The organism is Haloarcula sp. H-GB5, from assembly GCF_054850705.1.
Window position 1 is genome coordinate 15,892 of the sequence record NZ_JBTWBG010000002.1, and the last position, 17,602, is coordinate 33,493.

18 protein-coding genes are annotated in these 17,602 nt (G+C 66.1%); 15 read left to right on the forward strand and 3 right to left on the reverse strand.

Annotation, left to right across the window (positions count from 1 at the left end):
* The first annotated feature begins 22 nt into the window (after positions 1 to 22).
* From ACYJ11_RS08020 to ACYJ11_RS08090, 15 genes are all read left to right on the forward strand, one after another.
* A complete protein-coding gene (locus ACYJ11_RS08020) occupies positions 23 to 634 on the forward strand; it encodes a rubrerythrin family protein (protein ID WP_461647400.1) in 612 nt (203 codons plus the stop codon).
* 49 nt (positions 635 to 683) lie between these two features.
* Complete coding sequence (gene uvrB, locus ACYJ11_RS08025) at positions 684 to 2,744, forward strand: excinuclease ABC subunit UvrB (RefSeq protein WP_170097724.1); 2,061 nt, start codon at positions 684 to 686, stop codon at positions 2,742 to 2,744.
* 158 nt (positions 2,745 to 2,902) lie between these two features.
* On the forward strand, positions 2,903 to 3,508 hold the full coding sequence (gene cbiT, locus ACYJ11_RS08030) for a precorrin-6Y C5,15-methyltransferase (decarboxylating) subunit CbiT (RefSeq protein WP_421642916.1): 606 nt from the start codon (positions 2,903 to 2,905) through the stop codon (positions 3,506 to 3,508).
* Positions 3,505 to 4,302 carry a cobalt-factor II C(20)-methyltransferase gene (locus ACYJ11_RS08035; RefSeq protein ID WP_461647401.1) on the forward strand — a complete coding sequence of 266 codons (798 nt, stop codon included), beginning with the start codon at positions 3,505 to 3,507 and terminating at the stop codon, positions 4,300 to 4,302. The genes cbiT and ACYJ11_RS08035 overlap by 4 nt, the downstream gene beginning before the upstream one ends.
* Positions 4,295 to 5,173, forward strand: a complete 879-nt coding sequence (locus ACYJ11_RS08040) for a cobalt-precorrin-4/precorrin-4 C(11)-methyltransferase (protein WP_461647402.1) — start codon at positions 4,295 to 4,297, stop codon at positions 5,171 to 5,173. The genes ACYJ11_RS08035 and ACYJ11_RS08040 overlap by 8 nt, the downstream gene beginning before the upstream one ends.
* A gap of 458 nt (positions 5,174 to 5,631) precedes the next feature.
* Positions 5,632 to 6,603, forward strand: coding sequence for a cobalt-precorrin 5A hydrolase (cbiG, locus tag ACYJ11_RS08045; RefSeq protein ID WP_461647403.1), 972 nt, complete (start codon positions 5,632 to 5,634; stop codon positions 6,601 to 6,603).
* A 157-nt stretch (positions 6,604 to 6,760) separates the two neighbouring features.
* Positions 6,761 to 7,525 carry an SDR family oxidoreductase gene (locus ACYJ11_RS08050; RefSeq protein ID WP_461647404.1) on the forward strand — a complete coding sequence of 255 codons (765 nt, stop codon included), beginning with the start codon at positions 6,761 to 6,763 and terminating at the stop codon, positions 7,523 to 7,525.
* Between the two features lie 220 nt (positions 7,526 to 7,745).
* Positions 7,746 to 8,672: a precorrin-3B C(17)-methyltransferase gene (locus tag ACYJ11_RS08055; RefSeq protein WP_188977425.1), complete on the forward strand. Its 927-nt coding sequence runs from the start codon at positions 7,746 to 7,748 to the stop codon at positions 8,670 to 8,672.
* Between the two features lie 362 nt (positions 8,673 to 9,034).
* Positions 9,035 to 9,793 carry a precorrin-3B C(17)-methyltransferase gene (gene cobJ / locus ACYJ11_RS08060; RefSeq protein ID WP_461648422.1) on the forward strand — a complete coding sequence of 253 codons (759 nt, stop codon included), beginning with the start codon at positions 9,035 to 9,037 and terminating at the stop codon, positions 9,791 to 9,793.
* Entirely contained in the window at positions 9,793 to 10,065 is a 273-nt protein-coding gene (locus ACYJ11_RS08065; protein WP_188852087.1) for a ferredoxin, read from the forward strand. The genes cobJ and ACYJ11_RS08065 overlap by 1 nt, the downstream gene beginning before the upstream one ends.
* The gene (locus ACYJ11_RS08070) at positions 10,062 to 10,721 is read left to right on the forward strand and encodes a cobalamin biosynthesis protein (protein ID WP_461647405.1); all 660 of its coding nucleotides are present in this window, start codon (positions 10,062 to 10,064) and stop codon (positions 10,719 to 10,721) included. Before ACYJ11_RS08065 ends, ACYJ11_RS08070 begins: the two co-directional genes overlap by 4 nt.
* The gene (locus ACYJ11_RS08075; RefSeq protein WP_461647406.1) at positions 10,718 to 11,941 is read left to right on the forward strand and encodes a CbiX/SirB N-terminal domain-containing protein; all 1,224 of its coding nucleotides are present in this window, start codon (positions 10,718 to 10,720) and stop codon (positions 11,939 to 11,941) included. The genes ACYJ11_RS08070 and ACYJ11_RS08075 overlap by 4 nt, the downstream gene beginning before the upstream one ends.
* A 24-nt stretch (positions 11,942 to 11,965) precedes the next feature.
* A complete protein-coding gene (locus ACYJ11_RS08080) occupies positions 11,966 to 12,337 on the forward strand; it encodes a DUF3209 family protein (RefSeq protein ID WP_188977435.1) in 372 nt (123 codons plus the stop codon).
* Positions 12,330 to 13,598 (forward strand): outer membrane protein assembly factor BamB family protein, encoded by a 1,269-nt coding sequence (locus ACYJ11_RS08085; RefSeq protein ID WP_461647407.1) that lies wholly within the window; start codon positions 12,330 to 12,332, stop codon positions 13,596 to 13,598. The genes ACYJ11_RS08080 and ACYJ11_RS08085 overlap by 8 nt, the downstream gene beginning before the upstream one ends.
* 148 nt (positions 13,599 to 13,746) lie before the next feature.
* Positions 13,747 to 14,427 carry an Rnase Y domain-containing protein gene (locus ACYJ11_RS08090; RefSeq protein WP_170097712.1) on the forward strand — a complete coding sequence of 227 codons (681 nt, stop codon included), beginning with the start codon at positions 13,747 to 13,749 and terminating at the stop codon, positions 14,425 to 14,427.
* Between the two features lie 12 nt (positions 14,428 to 14,439).
* Here ACYJ11_RS08090 and ACYJ11_RS08095 read toward each other — a convergent pair whose 3' ends face one another.
* From ACYJ11_RS08095 to ACYJ11_RS08105, 3 genes are all read right to left on the reverse strand, one after another.
* Entirely contained in the window at positions 14,440 to 15,150 is a 711-nt protein-coding gene (locus tag ACYJ11_RS08095; RefSeq protein WP_461647408.1) for a CbtA family protein, read from the reverse strand.
* Positions 15,150 to 15,356 (reverse strand): CbtB domain-containing protein, encoded by a 207-nt coding sequence (locus tag ACYJ11_RS08100; protein WP_461647409.1) that lies wholly within the window; start codon positions 15,354 to 15,356, stop codon positions 15,150 to 15,152. Before ACYJ11_RS08100 ends, ACYJ11_RS08095 begins: the two co-directional genes overlap by 1 nt.
* A 65-nt stretch (positions 15,357 to 15,421) precedes the next feature.
* Complete coding sequence (locus ACYJ11_RS08105) at positions 15,422 to 17,569, reverse strand: VWA domain-containing protein (RefSeq protein WP_461647410.1); 2,148 nt, start codon at positions 17,567 to 17,569, stop codon at positions 15,422 to 15,424.
* Between the last annotated feature and the right edge of the window lie 33 nt (positions 17,570 to 17,602).

The following is a 17,602-nucleotide window of genomic DNA, read 5'->3' on the forward strand; positions in this document are numbered from 1 at the left end:
CGCGCCGGCCACAGGCCAGAGTATGACCGCAGCCGACCTTATCGACGCAGTTCGTGACGACCAGCAGACGGAACTCTCCCGACTGGGCTCTTCGAAGACGCTGTACGCTGACACCCGCGGCGAGATGGAACCGAACGTAGTACTGGCGGCGGCGGCCGCCCGCGAGCAGGCGGCCCACGACACCTTTGACGCCTGGAGCGACGACGCGAACGACGACGCGGCCGCGCTATTTGCCGATGCAGCCACCGAGACGGCCGAGCGCCGTGACAGCCTCGACGCCGAGCCGGTCGACCGAACGCCGGCGATGCACGACGTACTCGACGACTTCGACGGGACCGTCGAGCGACTCGGCGGCTTCGTCGGCTGGGCGCTCGTCGACAAGAAGGTCAAAGAGCAGTACACTGGCTTCTTCACCGGGCAGGCGGACCCACAGACCGCGAGTACGTTCCGCAGCGCCGGCAGCGACGTGGTGGACCTCCGCGACGAGGCCGCCGAACTCCTCGATGCTGCGTGCGAGAGCGACGACAACTGGGACGCCGCGGAGGAGGCTGCTATCGACGTTGTTTCGACAGCGTACGACGAGTACTTCGAGACGCTCGAAGACCTCGGCGTGAACCCGAAGCCGGTCTGCTAACGCCTCACGAACCACGCGGCTCAAGTCCGTCCAGCCCGACGTGTGAGTAATGAGCGACACCGGCGGACCACTCTCTATTGACCGACCGGACGTCGACCGTGCGTTCCGCGTCGACGCCCCGTTCGAGCCGGCGGGCGACCAGCCCGAGGCCATCGAACAACTCGCGTCGGGCTTCCGGCAGGGGATGGACCGACAGACCCTGCTCGGTGTGACCGGCTCCGGGAAGACAAACACCGTTTCGTGGGTCGTCGAGGAGATCCAGCAACCCACGCTCGTCATCGCCCACAACAAGACGCTCGCGGCCCAGTTGTACGAGGAGTTCCGCGAGCTGTTCCCGGACAACGCCGTCGAGTACTTTGTCTCCTACTACGACTACTACCAGCCCGAAGCGTACGTCGAGCAGACGGACACGTTCATCGACAAGGACGCCTCTATCAACGACGAGATCGACCGGCTGCGCCACTCCGCGACGCGCTCGCTGCTCACCCGGGACGATGTCATCGTCGTCGCGTCGGTGTCGGCCATCTACGGGCTCGGTGACCCGCGCAACTACATCGACATGTCCCTCTCGCTCGAAGTCGGGCAGGAGATCGAGCGCGACGAACTGCTCGGTCGGCTGGTCGACCTGAACTACGAGCGCAACGACGTGGACTTCACGCAGGGAACCTTTCGTGTGCGCGGGGACACGCTCGAAATCTATCCGATGTACGCCCGCTACGCCCTGCGCGTGGAGTTCTGGGGAGACGAGATCGACCGGATGCTGAAGGTCGACCCGCTGGAGGGTGAGGTCAAAAGCGAAGAGCCGGCCGCCCTGCTCCACCCGGCGGAGCACTACTCGATTCCGGAACAGCGGCTCCAGCGAGCTATCGACGAAATCGAGAAACTGCTGGACCAGCGAATCAGCTACTTCGAGCGCCAGGGCGACCACGTCGCCGCCCAGCGCATCGAGGAGCGGACCACGTTCGACATCGAGATGATGCAGGAGACGGGCTACTGCTCGGGCATCGAGAACTACTCGGTCCACCTCTCGGACCGCGAGACGGGTGAGGCCCCCTACACGCTGCTGGATTACTTCCCCGACGACTTCCTCACCGTCGTCGACGAATCCCACCAGACGCTCCCGCAGATCCGCGGTCAGTTCGAAGGCGACAAGAGCCGCAAAGAGAGCCTCGTCGAGAACGGCTTCCGCCTGCCGACGGCCTTCGACAACCGCCCGCTCACCTTCGAGGAGTTCGAGGAGAAGACCGACCAGACGCTGTACGTGAGCGCCACGCCGGGCGACTACGAGCGTGAACACAGCGACCAGGTCGTCGAGCAGATCGTTCGCCCGACCCACCTCGTTGATCCGGCCGTCGAAATCGCGTCGGCAACGGGGCAGGTAGAGGATCTGCTCGGACGCATCGACGACCGCGTCGAACGCGACGAGCGGGTACTTGTGACCACGCTCACGAAACGGATGGCTGAGGACCTCACGGAATATCTGGAGGAGTCCGGCGTCGACGTGGCGTACATGCACGACGAGACGGACACGCTGGAACGCCACGAACTCATCCGCTCGCTCAGGCTGGGCGACATCGACGTACTGGTCGGTATCAACCTCCTCCGGGAGGGACTGGACATTCCGGAGGTGTCCCTCGTGGCGATTCTCGATGCTGATCAGGAGGGGTTCCTGCGGTCGGAGACGACGCTCGTCCAGACGATGGGGCGGGCCGCCCGGAACGTCAACGGCGAGGTCGTGCTGTACGCCGACGAGCGGAGCAACGCCATGCAGTCGGCCATTCAGGAGACCCAGCGCCGCCGGCGCATCCAGCAGCAGTACAACGAGGAACACGGCTTCGAACCGACCACCATTGAGAAGGAAGTCGGCGAGACGAACCTGCCCGGTAGCAAGACCGATACCGGCGGTATTTCCAGTGACGGAGCGAGCGACGCCGACGAAGCCGCTCGCCAGATCGAACAACTGGAAGAGCGGATGCAGGAAGCCGCGGACAATCTGGAGTTCGAACTGGCGGCGGACATCAGGGACCGTATCCGTGAACTACGTGAGGAGTTCGACCTCGACGGCGGCGACGACAGCGACGGCGTTCCGGCACCTGGGCCGGAGTTCTGAGCCCGAGTCTGTTTTCGATCCCGCTGTCTTTCCTGCTCGTTTTGCTATCCGACCAGCCCATCGACTCGTTGCTCCACCCGTCTCAGACGCCGTTGTAATCTCGACTTGGACTAATACAACCAAAATTGTTTTACGCGCTACTGTAGTTGTATAGCGTGATGTCCCGCGTCTCGCTCCCACACGATGCGAAGGCCGGTCCCACCAAGCCGGAGGTCCGGGCCGTCCTCGCTAGCAAACTCGCTCTCACCGGGTCCGACCACTTCGCGGAGGTCGGTTCCTGTACCGGTGCCGTCACCATCACGGCGGCGCGCCGGGCCGGGCGGGTCACTGCGCTCGAACGCAAGGGGAACCGACTCGATGTGACTCGCAAGAACCTCGCTGCCAACGATGTCGACGCCGATGTCGAATTGCGCGAGGCCGAGGCCCCGGAGGGCTTGCCGGATGACGCCGACGCCCTGTTCCTCGGCGGATCACGCAACTACGAGGCCGTTCTCGATCACGCGGTCGAGACCGGTGTCGACCGAATCGTCATGAACGTCTCGCGGCTCGAAGTCGCCGGCGCGGCGACGGAGGCCTTCCGCGAACGCGACATTCTGGAGGAGGTCGTCCAGTTCCAGGTGAGCCACGGTTACGAACTCGCCGGCGCGACGAGTTTCGACTCGGAGAATCCGGTGTACATGCTCGTCGGCAGCGCCAGCGAGGATGTGGCAGCCGACGGCGGGGCACCGGCCCAGACTGAGGCGACCGACGGAGGCCAGCAATGACCCTCTACGGCATTGGCCTTGGTCCCGGGCAGCCCGATCTGGTGACTGTCCGCGGGAAGCGCGCACTCGAATCGGCCGATGTGGTGTACTCGCCGGGGCGGCTCTCGCGGTCGGTCGCGACCGAGCACGTCCCCGAGGAGCGTATCGGCGACCTCGACTTCCCGATGACACGTGACGAGGAGAAACTCCGGACGGCCTGGAAAGAAGCCGCCGCCGAGATTGCGCCGACCGCCCGCGACGGCGATGCCGCCTTCGTCACGCTGGGGGACCCGAACGTCTACTCGACCTTCGGTCACCTCCGGCGGACGCTCGCCGCCTTCCACCCCGAGGTCGACCTCGAAGTCGTACCCGGCGTCAGCGCCATGTCGGCGTTTGCGACGGCGCTGGGCGTCGAAATCACCGCCGGATCGAGCCTCGCACTCAGGGAAGCTGACCGCGGCGCGTCGCCGACTGGCCCTGACCGGATGATTCTGTTCAAAGTGACCGACGCGCCGGCCACTCACGAAGGGCTGGTCGAGGCCGGCTACGACGTGGTGTACGGCCGCCGGCTGTTCATGGAACAGGGCGAGACCATCGTTACCGACGACCCGAGCGAGATCGACGAGCGAGACTACTACACGCTGGCCTACGCCGAGAAGCCCGAGACGCGCGTCGAGCAGGCGACCGACGCCTTCCTCGAAGCGGCCGACGAGAGCGGCGTCGTGACCGATGGCGGCGAGCAGTCTATCGGTGAACTGGCGAGACAGGAACGCTCCGAAGCCGTTCTCTGCGGCGACGAGGTGAAGCATGACTGAACAACCGAGCGAGACGGACCCACAGACGGCAATCGACTCTGTCGCCGGGAACCGAGACGACCGTGTGTACGAGTACAGTGCCGGCGACGAGCAGGAGGGCATTCCCTTCGTCGGAGCCGGGCCGGGCAATCCCCGGCTGCTGACCGTCGCTGGGCGGGAATTGCTGGCTGACGCCGACCTCGTGGTCCACGCCGGGTCGCTCGTCAACAGCGAACTGCTGGAGGAGTACTGCGAAGACGCCGAAACGGTGTCCTCCATCGGCAAGGACCTCGAAGAGCTGATTCCGCTGATGCGGGACGCCTACGAGGCCGGCGACACCGTTGTCCGCCTTCACAGTGGCGACCCCGCCATCTACGGCGCGGCTCTGGAGCAGATGGACGCGCTCGAACACGAGGGCGTCCCGACCTACATCGTCCCCGGCGTCACCTCCGCATTCGCCGCCAGCGCGACGATGCGAACCCAGCTGACGCTGAATGAGGTCGCGAACCACGTCGCCTTCACCCGCCCGCAGGGCAAGACGCTGGACGAGGACGAGGACCACATCTCCGAGTTCGTCGGTATGGGCGACGTCACGACCTGCATCTACTTGGGAACCCACGCCGTCAGCGAGACGATGGATCGGCTGCTCGAAGACGGCCACGACCCTGAAACGCCGGTGGCGGCTATCTACCACGCATCCTGGCCCGATGAGGACGTCATCGAGGGGACGATTGCGACCATCGGCGAGAAGCTGGAGGACGCGGGCTATCGCGCCTCCGCGATGGTCGTGATTGGGGATGCTGTTGGTGGTGAGGACTATGAGCGGTCGTTCCTCTACGGCGACTGGGCGAACCGGGGAAGTTCCGATGAGACGCAGGAAGCCGACGACTAGGATGAATCGCCTATTTCGCCGAGTACAACTCGAAAGCCCCCGGATGCTCCGGTCGAGGACTAGTAGTGGCTGGGGGTTTCGAGAAGAGTCCTTCAGTGGTGGACGACCGCCAGAAAGCCCCCGCGCGCTCCAGTCGAGGACCTCGCTGTGCGCGCTCGCTTCGCTCGCGTGCTTGCGTCGGTCGTCGTCCCGGAGCGCCCGGCCCCTTTCAGTCCACCCGACAGCACCGCACGACACCACGAGCCACAGACCTCCCCAACCGACTGCGCTGCTCGCTCGTTTCACTCGCTGTGCTGCTCATCCCTCGCACAGATTTGGCGCCCCATCGGAGCGCGCCAGCGCGCGCCGACAACAGGTGAGCGTCGCTTCGCAGCCGAGCACCGACCCACAGACACCACCTACGCGGCTTCCCGGCCGGCGGTCGCGCCTGCGGCAATTTCACCGGCCGGATATAATCCATGAGTACTGACACAGACAACGAATCCAGTTCGAACAGTTGCAAAGCACCCGATTCAGACGGCGAAGTAGCCGAAGACATCGCCATCGTGGCCTTCGAGCGGAAGATGGACACGGCCGAGGACATCGTCGACGGCATCGGCGACCGTTACGAATCCATCGACATCCTCGAATACCACGGCGACGTGTTCGAGGAGTACTGGGGCGAGTACGACTGCTTCATCGGATTGATGGCGAGCGGTATTGCGATGCGCAAGACCGCCCACCTGCTCGACGACAAGTGGGACGACCCCGCCATCTGTGTCGTCGACGAGGAACTCACGTGGGCCATCCCGATCACCGGCGGCCACCACGGCGCAAATCAGGTCGCTGACGACCTCGCGAGCATGGGCGCGGTGCCGGCGATGACGACCGCAAGCGAGGCCGCCGACAAGCAGGGCGTCGAGAAGCAGGCTAAAGCACTGGACGCTCACGTGGTCAACGGTGACTCGACCGTGGCGACGAACCTCGCCGTCTTGGACGACGAACTCGGCCCAATCGAGCGCCTCGACGGGCCGAAGGCCGTGCTGGTCGACGACGACGTGACGGTACTCAAACGCAACAAAGATGACGGCGTCGTGCTAGGTACCGGTAGCGTTGCTGGCGCGGATGTCGAGCAGTTCCACGCGGCCTGGGAGCAGGCACTCGACGAGGCTGACCTTGACCGCGACGACGTGGAGTTCGTCGCCACGGGCACCCGGAAAGCCGATGAAGAAGGAATGCTCGCCGCCGCGGAGGAGTGGGGCCTCGGCGTCGTTGCCTTCGAGAAGGGGACTTTGGAGGGGTTCGAGGGGCCGACCCCCTCGCGCTCGAAGGAACTTATCGGGTGGCCGGGCATTGCTGAAGCGTCGGCCATCGCCGCCGGCAGCGAGCACGACCTGCTGGCCGAGAAGACCCGCTACGACGAGGCCGTGACCGTCGCTATCGGACGCTAAGCTCGCTTTTTGTCAGAAATCGGGTTTTCGTTTCGTCTTTTCGTCACCCAGCAGCTACTGAATTCTCCCTGGCAGTGCTTCGATAACTGTCTTGAGTTCACACCACTGTACAACTCTAAACTTATTTATTATGTGCGCCTGTGATGACAAATGGCGCATGACAACACTACTCGAAGATAAGGTGGCGGTCGTTACGGGCGGCGCAAGCGGGTTCGGCCGGGCCATCTGCCGACGGTACGCGGAGCACGGTGCAGACGTTATTGTTGCGGACCGACAGCAGGACCCCCGTGAGGGCGGCGAACCGACCCACGAACTGGTCGAAGCTGAGACCGACCGGACGGCGCATTTCGTCGAGTGTGACGTGACCAACCCCGACGATCTGGAGGTGGCCGTCGCCGCGGCCGAAGAACTGGGCGGTATCGACATCATGGTCAACAACGCCGGCATTTCTGAGATAGCGGACTTCTACGAAACCACAGAGGAGGACTACGACCGGCTGATGGACGTGAACACGAAGGGCGTGTTCTTCGGCGCGCAGGCCGCGACCGAGGCGATGCGGGAGAACGGCGGCGGCACCGTCATCAACATGTCCAGTTCCGGTGGCATCCGCGGGACCGGCCTGCTGGTCAACTACTGCACCTCGAAAGGTGCAGTCCGGCTGTTCACCTACGCGCTCGCAGACCGACTGAGCAACTACGACATCCGGGTCAATGCAATCCATCCGGGCTACAGCAAGACCCAGATGTTCGAGGACGAGCGCATCGACGACACGAAGAAGATGATGCTGAAAGAACTCATCCCCTCGGGCCGCTTCGGCGAACCCGAGGAGATTGCCGACGTGGCAACGTTCCTCGCCAGCGATATGGCCTCCTACGTCAACGGTGAGAGCGTTGTGGTCGACGGCGGGCTGACAAACACCTGACCGCGGGGTATCGACCTGTTTTGCGGTGCCATCCGCCGACGTGATACGGTTGACCAGCCACTGCTCTTGACGCTTCCTCGAACTCGAATACAACTGAACCACACCCTCTCAACACGTACACTTGCACTAGTACAAGCACAATTGTTTTATGCGAAAGCGGCGTTGTACTCACCATGCGCCACAGTATCGAGATTCGAACGGCGGCTCTCGGAGACCCAGGATGAGCAGCGACGGACGCCAGTCGACAGCGGCCGCGGCCGAGGCGACGCGTCCAGCCGACTACGGGACGCTGTACGTGGTCGGCATCGGGCCGGGGCTCCCCCACGATATGACCCAGCGGGCGAAAGACGTCATCCAGACCGCTGACTGCATCATCGCCTCGAACCTCTATCAGGAGTTCCTCCGGAAGGACGGCACGCTCCCGCCCCAGTCGGCCGAACTCGACGGCGAAACCGACGACGGCGAAATTGCCGGCGAAGAGGGAGCCGTGCTGGAGCGACCCGACGGCAGCCGGCAGACGCTCATCCGGTCGTCGATGGGCAAACAGGTCGAACTCGCCCGCGAGGCATTCGAGCGGGTCCGGGCCGGCGAGGACATCGCCCACGTCTCCGGCGGCGACCCGAACGTCTACGGGAAGTCCGACCTGCTGTTTACGATGGCCGACGCCGACGACGCCGACGACGTGCCCATCGAGATTGTCCCCGGCGTGACCGCGGCGCTGTCGGGGGCGGCGAACCTCGGCGCGCCGCTGTCGAACGATTTCTGTACGATTTCGCTGTCGGACAAGTGGCGCGGCTGGGACGAAATCGAGGAGAAACTCCGGGCGGCCGCGATCAGCGGCTTCGTCGTCGTCCTCTACAACTGCTGGCGCGACTACGAGCGGGCCGTCGATGTTCTGCGGGAGGAACGGGCCGACGACGTGCCCGCCGCTATCGTCAACGACTCCGGCCGCGGCGAGGCCGGGCGAAATCTCGACGACGAGACGGAGACTATCACCACGCTCGGCGACCTGCCCGAGCACGACGACAAGGTCGGCGGCATGGGCTCGTCCATCGTCGTCGGCACCCACGAGACCGAAGTCTGGCGCAACGACTACCAGGAGTTCCTCGTCACCCCGCGCGGCGGGCGTGACGTCGACGATTTCTGACAATGAGCACTGACAACACCACCGACGCAAGTACCGAGACAGAATCGAAATGCGGCGCAAGCGAGGCTGGCGAGGCGCGTAGCGCCTCGAAGAACGCGAGCGGCACGGCCGCGAGCGAAGCGGAAGCAGAGACCGATACCGCCTCCAAGTGCGGCGCGAGCAAAGCAAGCTCGTCCACAGAAACGACACCGGACACGAGCGACGACAGCGCCTCGAAGTGTGGCGCGTCCTCGTCATCGTCATCGTCGTCTTCGTCCTCGTCCAGCAGTAGTTCCTGCGGGGCGTCCTCATCCAGCGAATCGGACGAGGAAGAGGAGGTCGGCGCGACGGTCGACGACTTCGACGCCGAGCCGGGCCGACTCATCGCCGTCGGCCTCGGTCCCGGACAGCCGGAGGGAATGACCGCCCGCGCTCGCTCCGCCCTGCTCGACGCCGAACACATCGTCGGCTACACGACCTACGTCGACCTGCTGCCCGACGAGATCACCGACGGAGCCGACGATATCTACGATACGCCGATGTGCGGCGAGGTGTCCCGGACGGAGGAGGCAATCGATCGCGCGCTGGCGGGCAACGACGTGGCCATCATCGGCAGCGGCGACCCGAACGTGTACGCGCTGGCCGGCCTCGCACTGGAGATCATCGAGTCCAAGGGCGCGACGGCGACGATGCTTGACTTCGATGTCGTTCCGGGCGTCCCGGCCGCCCAGTCCTGTGCCGCCCGCGTCGGCGCGCCGCTGGTCAACGATACCGTCTCCATCTCGCTGTCGGACCACCTCACCGACATGCCGACCATCGAGTCGCGACTCCACGCCGCCGCCAAGGAGGGCTTTACCATCACTATCTACAACCCGTGGAGCCGCAAGCGCCGGGACAACTACGAGAAGTGTTGTGAAATCCTGCTGGAACACCGTGACCCCGAAACGCCCGTCGGCGTCGTCCACGCCGCCGGCCGCGAGGACGAACAAGTCGAGATCGTCGAACTCGGTGAACTGCCCGAACTCGGCGAAACCGATCTCGTCGACATGACTACCACACTGCTCGTAGGCAACGAGGACACCTACGTCTGGGACGACCGGATGGTGACCCCGCGGGGCTACGAGACCAAGTACGATTACTAATGTATCGAATCACTATCGACCGTGACGCCTGCGACGGGGTCTTCGCCTGCCTCGTCCGCGACGACCGCTTCGTTGAGGACAGCGAAGGACTGGCGGCAATCGAGACGGACGACCAGACGGCGATCGAAGCCACCTTCGACGACGACCGGCGGGACGACGCCGAGCAGGCCGCCGCGGCCTGTCCGCTGGACGCGATTCACGTGGAATCTGTCGAGGAGGACGCTGGAGCCGTCGACGTACCGGCGACTGATGCCGAGGAGGTCCAGCCATGAGCGTCGAAACCGGCGCACCGAATGACATGCTCGCAGCGCACCCCGAGACGGCGTACTTCTGGGGGCGGGTCGCCGGTGATGGTGACTGTGAGGACGGCTGTATCACCGTCCGGACGAACGACGAGACGGCCGCCCGACGGCTCGCCTCCATCGCCGGGGCGGAGCGGGCCGACCGCCGCATCGTCGAGCGGGCGTACGCCCACGACACTTCGGTTACACGCAAAGAAGAGGAGTTCACGGTGCAGGTCGTCGGCGGCCTCGCTGACCGTGCCGGCGCCGCGCTTGGGCTCCCGTTCGACGGTGAGTCGGGCGGCTACCGCTTCGACGCGCTGGCCGACTACGACCGCCAGCTCCTCCGCGGCCTGCTCGAAGGCTGTGGGACGGTGTGTTTCAAGTCCGACGACGAGGCGGTCGGTATCTCCTTCGTCCACGAGGACGAACGACTCCTCCGGACGATTCAGACGCTGCTTGACCGCTGCCCGGTCGATGCGCCCTACGACGATCTCTCGGAGACGTCGTCGGGCTACTGGTTCGGCGTGGACGACGACGCGGCACCTACCCTCGGCGACTGGCTGTACGAGGGGAGCGAAGAGACGGGGCTGTTCGCGCCGAGCCGGCGGCGCAAGCTCCGGAAAAGCATTGAACGAGTCCGATGAGCGAAGCCATCACCGCGCCTGAGACGCTGGACGACGAAGCGGTGTTGCTCGTTGGCCACGGCTCCCGACGCGAGAAGTCCAACGAGCAGGTCCGCGACCTTGCGGTCGAACTTGAGGGCCGACTCGGCATCCCGGTCGACGCGGCCTTTCTCGAACTGGCCGAGCCGGCCATCGACGAGGCCATCGCGGGGCTGGCCAGAGCCGTCTCGCAGGTATCCGTGGTCCACCTCTCGCTGTTTGCCGCCAGTCACGTCAAAAACGACGTGCCGCTGGCTGTTGAGCAGGCCCGCGAGGCCCACCCTGAACTGACCATCAACAACGGCGCACATCTCGGTGTCCACCCGGCCCTGCTGGACTTGCTGGACGACCGTGCGGCGGCCGTCGAGGCCGAACTGGGCGTCGACCGGGAGGAAGACGAAGTAGCCGCTGTCGTCTGTGCCCGTGGCTCCAGCGACCCGGACGCCAACGCCGACGTACACAAGCTCGCCCGGCTGCTGTACGAGGGCCGCGAGTTCTCGCGGGTCGAGGCGTCGTTCATCGGCGTCACCGAGCCGTTGCTCAATGACACCCTGCACGACATCGCCAAGAGCCGGCCCGACGCCGTTGTCGTCATCCCGTACATGCTCGGCGACGGCGTGCTGACCGGACGAATCAAAGACGGCGCAAACGAGTTCGACGAGGAATACCCCTACGTCGACGCCGCGCCGGGCGAACCGCTCGGGACCGACACGCGCCTGCTTGACGTGCTGGGCGACCGCTGGCAGGAAGCCCGGACCGGGAGCGTGGAGATGTCCTGTGACACCTGCAAGTACAAGGTCGAACTCGACGGGTACGAGGAGGACCAGGGCGGCGCTCGGGCGATGCTCCGGGCGCTGACCCACCAGGCCGAACACGCCGACCGCGAGAACGTCGACGACGACCCGCACGTCCACGACGCCCCCGAGAAGCACGTCGCCGTCTGTACGAACCAGACCTGCGCACAGGACGGTGCGCCGGCGGTCCTCGAACGACTGCGGCAGGCCGCCCGCGACAGCGACCAGTGCGACGCCCGCATCACGCGGTCGTCGTGCCTCGGCCGCTGCGGCGAGGGGCCGATGGTCGCCGTCTACCCCGACGGCGTCTGGTACGGCGGTGTCGAAGACGAGGATGCCACCGAGATCGTCTCCTCGCATCTGGACCGCGACCGCATCGTGAGCGAACTCGTCGATCAGACGCTGTGAACACACACCCGATTCAATACACACATGAGTTGCTACGAAATCGAGGCCCTCCGACTGGGCCTCATGAACGTTCTCGGTACCGAAGACGACCACGCGCGCCAGCACGCGGAACAGGAGCTGGAGGGCCACATGACCGGCCCGATAGAGGCCCTTGCGGGCGCGGAGACGCTCGCCGGGATCGAGCGCCACCTCGACGCCGCGCTCGTGGATCTCGAAGAGGAGATCGCCGCAACCCCCGAAGACGACCCGGAGTACGACTATCTCCGGGGCCGACTGGTCGCCGTCCGCGACGCCGAGCGGGCGGTGTCGCGCATCACCATGCAGGGCGAGGATGTCCTCGCCGGGCTCGGAGAGGCCCACGACGTGCTTCACGAGGCCTTCCCGGTCGATGAGTAGCCAGCGAGCCCCGACCGCCGATCTCGGGGACGTAGCGCCGGCCCGCTCGCGCCATCAGGGCCGCCGCTCGGCGGTCACGCTGACCAATGGTATCGCGGTCGTCGGCACCGCTGATGGTGACCTGCGGGCGTTCGACGTGTCGGCGGACGCCGGTCCGCCACACCGGCGCTGGCAGTACGACACGGATGGCGAACCGAGCGTCGTCGCGGCGGTGCCTTTCGACGGCGGTGTCGTCACTGGCGAACGCAGCGTCCGCGGCGAGATCCGCTGTCACGATGCCGGCGGCGACCTGCGATGGCGGTACGAAACCCGCGGGGACCTCGGCGAGGCCCAGCAGGAGACGCGCTTCTTGTTACCTTTCGTCGCCAGCCTCGCCACCGACGGTGATCGCTGCTACGCCGCCGCCCGGCGATACGAACGCCGGACCGACGACGACGGGAACGACTTCCGCCACTTCGAGAGCGTCGTCTATGCCTTTTCGCCTGACGGCACTGTCGACTGGACCTACCGGACCGACGGCTCCCCCATCTCACTCGACGCCGACGGGAACCGCGTCGCCGTCGCGTACAACCGGTGTCCCGGCGACCACCAGCACGGCCTCGTCGTCCTTGACGCCGACGACGGCGATCCGCGCTGGATGTGGGATCCCGGAACCGACGGCCAGCGCCGCGTCGGCGACGTTGCACTGGTGGCTGACGGTGCTATCGTTTCCAGCCATGGCGACTACTGTGGGTACCGGCTCGATAGCGGCGGCCGGGAGCGCTGGCGCGTCCAGCTGGCGACGCCGACCGACGTGGCCGGCGACACCGTCTACGCGTACCCGAACCACGCCCACGCGACGGACGAAGGCGCGGTGTTCGTCACCGGCAACACCTACCCCGAGGACGGCCGCGAGACGGACGCGCGGCATCCGAGCGAGCATACCGCTATCGGCGTCTCGCTCGATGGCGACCGCCGCTGGGATGCGCCTGTTGGTGGGTTCGCCAGCGGGCTGGGGACTGACGGCTCACTGCTGGCTGTTCCCGGCGCGCAGAACTTTCGGGACCGTGATGCCGACGACCACGCGCTTCGACTGTTCGATGTCGTCGATGGCCCTATCGATACGCTGGACACCGACGGCGTCGTGACAGCGGCCGCAGTCGATGATGGAACCGCTGTTGCTGTCGAGGAACCGGTCGTCTACCACGATGAGGGCCACGAGCGCGGCGCGTACCGGTTGCATCGAGTCGGGACACGCGAGACGGTCCGCTCGCGTTCCTGACGCCGCGACGTAGCGACCTGAACCGGTAGCGAACCGTACTGACGATCTTTTGCACGGATGCGACGCTTCGGTTTGGCTCCGGTTACTGTGTTATGTAGTGTCAAACTAACCGTTCGCTGGCCGTAGCGCCTCGGTACGGGAGCCCAATATGGCCAATGACACAGATGCGGACCACGAGGAGGCACCGGCGGACGCGGACTCCGATGCCGACGACAGCACCGTCGACGACCGCCCAACCGAGCGCGAGCGGGAGTTCGCGCAGATGCAACGCCGACTCAACGAGCGGGAGATGGGCCTCGACCAGCGGAGCGCGGAACTCGACCGCCGCGAGGAGAAGATCGACGCTCGCGAGGAGGAGCTTGACCGGCGAGAGACGGAACTGGACGAGCGGGAGTACCAGCTCGATGAACGTGAAGCCACGCTCGACGACCGCGAGACCGACCTCGACGAGCGCGAGGCTGAACTGACGGAGTACGACGCACAGTTATCCGAGCGCGCCGCGGCACTCGACGAGCACGAGGAGACGCTGAACACCTACCTTTCGGGGCAGATGGCGGACGTAGAGGAGTCGGTCACGGAGACGATGCACGACGCGCTGGACCGGTACGAGGCGAACCGGTCGACCGGTCAGTTCGGCCCGACTGGCACGATGCTCGTCGGGCTGGCCGGCGTGGCGCTCGTCGTCGCCGGCATCGGGTTCGGCGCGCTGGCATCGGCCGGCACGGCCCCGTTCAGCGTCGGTGGGACGACAGCGAACCTCGTTCTCGCCGCTGTTGTCGGTATCGTCGGGCTGGCGCTGAATCTTGGAACGGTCGCCGGAAAAATCTGAGCCGCGTCGTCGTCAGTCCGCTGTCGCGGGATAGTCCAGGTCGTCTGTGGCCGGAGTATCGCTGTCCCCGAGCCAGGCATGAACCCCTGCGATTGTGGCCCACAGCACCAGCTGGCCGAACACGACCGTCCAGCGGTAGGCCGCGACGAGCGCGGCAGGGACGTCGCCGTGGACCGGATTCGCTGGCGCGAGCGCGACTGGAACCGCAAGCAGCGCGAGCGGCAGCGCCATGGCCCCGAGTCGAACGGCGGTGTGGTGATGCTCCGTCCGCTGATACGCGAGCCCGGCGAGCACTGCGACAAGCGCACCCAGTGCCATCAGGCCGGCGTACCAGGCGAGGCGCGTCTCTGTCCCGAGCGCCTGCTCGACGCCCGGTGGCTGTGGCGGCAGGACGAGCCACGGCGCGCCGGAGACGGTGAGAAAGCCGGCTCCCGCAAGCGCCAGTCGCTTCGTCGCGCCCGAACCGGGGATCGCGGGTTCGAGGAAGAAGTACACCATTCCGAAGGCCGCGACGCCGAACAGCAGACCCCAGAGGACGCCGCCGCCGATGCTCGCGACGGTCGTCGTAAGTTCGGAGACGACAGGGCTACCCCCGCCGTGGCTGTGTTCGAACGTCTCTAGCCCGGCGGTGAAGGCGTTCCCGACTGTCGCGACGAACAGGCCGTAGACCAGCCCGCCAGCCACGCCGGCCATCGCGCCGCGTTCGAGGTAGTCGGTCGCCATCAGTGGCAGGTGATGCCGGCGCTGTGCCGGAAGTTGTGCAGTGAGTCGTGCAACATCGGGTCCTGCACGAACAGCAGCGTGAAGCCAAGCGCAGCCACCAGCGCGACGGCGATGGCGATCTGCGGGCCGGTCAGCGACGCTCTGGCGCGTTCGATACGGTCGTGCACGCTATCCGCAGCGTGTTTGGTGTCAGTGTCCTCCTGCATTGAAATCTCATTTGTCTTAAGAACAAGTAAGATTGTAAAACTTCCGCCTGACACGGCTTCGGGCGTTATCGTTCGCTGGCGACGGCATCGACGCGGTCGGCAGTCAGTGCATCCAGCGGGACGACCGACGCGTCTGTTTCGTCTGCAACAAGGTCGAGCAAGCCAGCGCGGCCCGCGTCGCCAGCATTCACCACAACGGTCTTGTTGGCTTTCTCACCGAGAGTCTGCGCCGCGGTTCTGGTCGCCGCGACCGGACTCCCGTCGGCGGTGTTCGCCCGGCCGTCAGTCACGACAACGACGACGCCGGCGTCCGGGTCCGCCCGGTCGAGTACCTCGCGCGCGGCCGTCAGTCCATCCGGCAGCGGCGTCCGGTCGCCGGTCGGGAGGTCCTTCAGGTGCCGGGCCGCCAGCGAGACACTGTCGGTGGGCGGGAGCACCACGTCCGCGCCCTCGCCAGCGAAGGTGACGAAGGCGACCTGATCGCGGGCCTGATAGGCGTCTTTCAATAGTTCCAGCACGGTGCCCTTCGCGGCTTTCATCGCCGGGCGCATCGAGGCGCTCGCGTCGACGGCGAACACAACCAGCGTTTCGGCGTCGCCTGCGCGAACGGACTTCCGGAGATCCCGTGACTCGACGCGGCCACTCCCACGGCTGGCCGCCGCTCGGACCGACGCCGCGGCGTCGACTTCGTCGTCGCGGCCGGCACGCTCAGTACGGACCGTTGCGCCGCGTTTCGTTCCCGTCGCGCTCGCACGCCCGCTTGCGCTCCCGCCGTCCGTGTCGACCGACGGGGCGTCCACGTCAGGTGCGCCGCTGTCGCCGACTGCGGCCCGGGACTGGCCCGGCAGCAGCGGAGTCGCGTTTTCGGGGTCGTCGGACTCCCCCTCCTCACCATCGTCTATATCCTCGTCTTCACCCTCGCTGGCTGCTGCTTCCTGCCGCTCGCCGTCGCTGTCGGCCGAAGCAGGCGTCGGCTGCTCGCCGCGCTCGTCTGACTCGCCGTCGCCGTCCTCAGTGGATTGTTCTCTGTCGTCCGGTCGCTGTTCCTGCTGTTCGTTGCCCTCGCTTGCCTCTCCGTCACTTTCGCTATCTTCCGGGTCGCCACCGGCTGCTTCTTCCTCGCCGCCGTCTGCGTCGCTTTCCTCGTCATCGCGCTCCCCGTCTTCGGCGGACTCCCGCTCCGACTCGTCCTCCCCCTCATCGAAGTGGTCGTCGAGCACGTCGTCCACGTCCGGCGCGTCTTCGAAGGGGCGAGAGGTGAGCCGGTGGGGGAGCGCGAACTCGGCGGCGCGTTCGATGTCCGATTCGAGGACTGTCGTCCGCCCGTCCAGCGCGGCGAAGGTTCGGGCTGCCCGCGCCGTGGCGATGTCGCCGCGGTGGCCGTCGAGGCCGGCGTTCCGGCAGAGTTCGGCGATCTGTTCGCGGAACTCGCGGGCGAGGGCGATCTCCGGGAGCAGGTCGCGGGCGGTTCGCAGCCGCTCGCCCGGGCTGCGGTCGGGTTCGGTCTGTCTCTCCTCGTCGCTGCCTTCCCCGAGCGCTTGGTCAATGATGGCGACCCGGTCATCGAGGTCTTCGCAGGCAGACACCTCGGTCTGGAGGGCAAAGCGGTCCCGCAACTGCGGCCGAAGGTCGCCTTCCTCGGGGTTCATTGTCCCGACGAGCGTGAACTCGGCGGGGTGGGTGACAGTGACGCCGTCGCGCTCGACACGGTTCTGGCCGCTGGCGGCCGCGTCGAGCAACACGTCCACGAGGTGGTCGTCCAGCAGATTCACCTCGTCCACGTAGAGGATACCGCGGTTTGCACGGGCGAGCAGGCCGGGATCGAACTCGTGGTCGCCGTCGAGCGCGTCGGCCACCGACAGCGTTCCCACGACCCGATCCCGCGTCGCGCCGAGCGGGAGCGTCACCAGCGGAACCGACCGCGTTTCGACAGGCGGGTCCGTACGCGCTCGACAGTCTTCGCATTGCTCGTCAGGGCGGTCGGGCGGACAGCCGTAGGGACAGTCCGCGACCGCGCGTTGCTCGGGCAGCAGATCGGCGAGCGCGCGCACCGCTGTCGACTTCGCCGTCCCCTTCTCGCCGCGGACCAGCAAGCCGTCCAGGTCGTCGTCCGTCGCGACGGCCAGCAGGCCGTCTTTGAGGTCGCGCTGGCCGACGACGGCCGCGAACGAGACCCCCTGCGAAGCTTTTTTGCCCGCGCCGAATACAACCATACTTGTATTAGTGCAAACGGAGATTTAATAACG

Coding starts and splice junctions, on each gene's coding strand:
- ACYJ11_RS08020 (WP_461647400.1), top strand. CDS start 23: ATGACCGCAGCCGACCTTATCGACGCAGTTCGTGACGACCAGCAGACG.
- uvrB (WP_170097724.1), top strand. CDS start 684: ATGAGCGACACCGGCGGACCACTCTCTATTGACCGACCGGACGTCGAC.
- cbiT (WP_421642916.1), top strand. CDS start 2,903: ATGTCCCGCGTCTCGCTCCCACACGATGCGAAGGCCGGTCCCACCAAG.
- ACYJ11_RS08035 (WP_461647401.1), top strand. CDS start 3,505: ATGACCCTCTACGGCATTGGCCTTGGTCCCGGGCAGCCCGATCTGGTG.
- ACYJ11_RS08040 (WP_461647402.1), top strand. CDS start 4,295: ATGACTGAACAACCGAGCGAGACGGACCCACAGACGGCAATCGACTCT.
- cbiG (WP_461647403.1), top strand. CDS start 5,632: ATGAGTACTGACACAGACAACGAATCCAGTTCGAACAGTTGCAAAGCA.
- ACYJ11_RS08050 (WP_461647404.1), top strand. CDS start 6,761: ATGACAACACTACTCGAAGATAAGGTGGCGGTCGTTACGGGCGGCGCA.
- ACYJ11_RS08055 (WP_188977425.1), top strand. CDS start 7,746: ATGAGCAGCGACGGACGCCAGTCGACAGCGGCCGCGGCCGAGGCGACG.
- ACYJ11_RS08065 (WP_188852087.1), top strand. CDS start 9,793: ATGTATCGAATCACTATCGACCGTGACGCCTGCGACGGGGTCTTCGCC.
- ACYJ11_RS08070 (WP_461647405.1), top strand. CDS start 10,062: ATGAGCGTCGAAACCGGCGCACCGAATGACATGCTCGCAGCGCACCCC.
- ACYJ11_RS08075 (WP_461647406.1), top strand. CDS start 10,718: ATGAGCGAAGCCATCACCGCGCCTGAGACGCTGGACGACGAAGCGGTG.
- ACYJ11_RS08080 (WP_188977435.1), top strand. CDS start 11,966: ATGAGTTGCTACGAAATCGAGGCCCTCCGACTGGGCCTCATGAACGTT.
- ACYJ11_RS08085 (WP_461647407.1), top strand. CDS start 12,330: ATGAGTAGCCAGCGAGCCCCGACCGCCGATCTCGGGGACGTAGCGCCG.
- ACYJ11_RS08090 (WP_170097712.1), top strand. CDS start 13,747: ATGGCCAATGACACAGATGCGGACCACGAGGAGGCACCGGCGGACGCG.
- ACYJ11_RS08095 (WP_461647408.1), bottom strand. CDS start 15,150: ATGGCGACCGACTACCTCGAACGCGGCGCGATGGCCGGCGTGGCTGGC.
- ACYJ11_RS08100 (WP_461647409.1), bottom strand. CDS start 15,356: ATGCAGGAGGACACTGACACCAAACACGCTGCGGATAGCGTGCACGAC.
- ACYJ11_RS08105 (WP_461647410.1), bottom strand. CDS start 17,569: ATGGTTGTATTCGGCGCGGGCAAAAAAGCTTCGCAGGGGGTCTCGTTC.